The sequence below is a fragment of the Aliivibrio finisterrensis genome, assembly GCF_008933155.1.
Taxonomy (GTDB): Bacteria; Pseudomonadota; Gammaproteobacteria; order Enterobacterales; family Vibrionaceae; genus Aliivibrio; species Aliivibrio finisterrensis.
Window position 1 is genome coordinate 1 of sequence record NZ_WBVP01000052.1, and the last position, 1,679, is coordinate 1,679.

The 1,679-nt window shown below is 47.6% G+C and carries 1 protein-coding gene; it reads left to right on the forward strand.

What is annotated here, in order from left to right:
- Window positions 1-1,679, forward strand: a 1,679-nt coding sequence (locus tag F8B77_RS17605; RefSeq protein WP_208846174.1) for a hypothetical protein, incomplete at both ends; no start/stop codon positions are given.

A 1,679-nucleotide genomic window follows, 5' to 3' on the forward strand; every position in this document is an offset into this window, starting at 1 on the left:
ACCTTTGCCGATTTACTGACCCAAAATGGCATGGAGGATAGCAGCCTAGCACTGGATTATGTTGCCTCGCTTATTTACGCCGTTGATGACATCAATACTCTCATTGCTAACAACGAAGAGCTGACTGAAAGTGTGTTAGTAGCGAGTGGTCAATTAGCCAATATTGTCACGGACAATGTTGCTCAATATGGTGCAGAATTCACGCGGCTAGGCAGAGTAAATAGGGTTGCAGAGATTCAAGCTGTGATTGATGAAGTGAATACCCATGTCACTGTGCTAGCGCAAATTGTGGGTTATGCCGACAATAATGGCACCACGGGTTTGAGTTTTACGGATTTAGACAAGGTAATGGGATTAAGTGGACTAAATGCTAATAACCACATTTATTACCAAACCTTGATTGCTGCAGAGGTTGGCAGCAATGTCGATACATCCACCAAGTTGCAAACACTGATTGACAGTGCCAACGCCAGTCAATTCCAAATTGATACCATCAGCCAATATGCTGCAAACAACAACGCGGATACGTTAACCATTGCCATGCTGCAAGGCATTACGGGCTTGACGGTAGACAGCAACAATCTTGCACACTATCAAGCTTTCATTGTGGAAAGTGATGCGCAAGATGTTGGCGATATTGTGAAATTACAAACTCTGATTAATGATGCAGATGCCTTTGTCCTCGATCCGCAATGGACAGTGACAGGGCAAGCAGTGGCGAACAACATCAGTGGCGCATCGGTGAGAGTGTTTGCAATTGAAGCGGGCACCAAAGGCACTGACGTTACTCATACAGTTGGTACCACCGATGTTAACGGTGCCTTCAGTATGGCGATTGTGCCGACTTCGCTTCCGGTGATGATGGAAATCACTGGCGGCAGCTATGTTGATGAAGCAACGGGTATGACACTTAACAACAGCACGCTAACGGCAGTATTACCCGAGATAGCGCGCCGTGATGTCGTGACGGTATCACCACTCACCGACATCGCGGCTAAAGTGGCGGCAACGGATCTGACCGTGGCAGGGATCAATGCGGCGAACGCTTTGATTGCCAGCACCTTCTTAGATTCCGCTAATGCCGATGATGTGTTTGCGATTGCACCAGTGGATATGAATGCCACAGGTTTAGGGCTTGAACAGCATTATCGCAGTGCTTTGATTGGTCTTTCTGTGCTCGGTGGCGGTGAAGCTCTTATCAATATTACTCAAGACTTGGCAACAGATTTAGCAGACAGCGCACTTGATGCTAATACTGCTAAAGCCTTGTACCTCAATACGCAAACTTGGCTGCGTCGTCATGGCATGACAGATTTAGCGCTTAATGTACCAACCTTTGGCTTAGACAGCGCCGCACAACAAGCCGTGGATACAGTGATTGCCAATGATCCTACCTTGGCGTATTTCCCTGAAATCTTGCAAACCAATACAGGCTCGCTTGATTTGACCACGTTACTTTCAGGTTATGTGCCAGCAGGCAGCAATGTCAGTGTCAGCGTCCTTGAGGGTGACAGCTTAACAGCACTCACAGGGAGCTTCGATACCAGCTTGTACAGCAGTGGTGCGCAAGTGCAAATCAGCATAGACGTGGACGGGGTTTCCCGTTTAGAAACCATTACCCTGCAACCTAGCGCGACACCTGTTTCCATTACTTCAACCCTTGGCGATATTAACAACGA